This window comes from Prevotella sp. SGI.167 (genome assembly GCF_050313615.1).
Classification (GTDB): Bacteria; Bacteroidota; Bacteroidia; order Bacteroidales; family Bacteroidaceae; genus Prevotella.
Genome location: NZ_JBNPLT010000121.1, coordinates 1 through 605, shown reverse-complemented (window position 1 = coordinate 605; position 605 = coordinate 1). Strand labels below are relative to the sequence as shown.

Annotated in this window: 1 protein-coding gene; it reads left to right on the top strand. The window is 46.0% G+C overall.

Annotated features, from left to right (window positions below):
- Nucleotides 1–242 precede the first annotated feature (242 nt).
- Nucleotides 243–605: 3-hydroxyacyl-CoA dehydrogenase NAD-binding domain-containing protein (locus ACQRBJ_RS16155; RefSeq protein WP_445304248.1), on the top strand; the 363-nt coding region annotated here is incomplete at its 3' end.

Sequence of the window (605 nt, the reverse complement as noted above, 5' to 3'; positions counted from 1 at the left end):
TATGGAGTTATGAGTGTACTTTACGTTAAACTTGCAGCAAGGCGGTCCCATCCCGCATGACATGGCGAAGACCTTTGATGGTCCGCCAACCTTAGAGCGTAGCGGTTCCGAGCACCGAGTAGGGCGGTTTCCTTCTTCTCGCCTGAGGAGAGAAGACCGAGATGAGAGGTGGAGCCTTCCTTAAGGGTAAGGAAGGACGGGTAGGTTTTCGAAAAAGAAAAAAAGTAAAACACAATATCATTATGAATGATTTTAAAGATATAACAGTAGCAGTAGCCGGTACCGGCTACGTAGGTCTGAGCATAGCAACGCTATTGTCTCAGCACCATCATGTAACAGCAGTAGATGTAATCCCTGAGAAGGTGGAGAAACTCAATAATAAGATTTCTCCTATCCAGGACGATTACATTGAAAAGTATTTGGCAGAAAAGCCATTAAACCTCGTGGCAACCCTTGATGGCAAGTCTGCCTATAAGGATGCAGACTTCGTAGTGATTGCAGCACCAACCAACTACGACCCAGTGAAGAACTACTTCGATACAACCCATGTAGAAGAAGTCATCGACCTGGTTCTGGAGGTAAACCCAGATGCGGTGATGGTCATT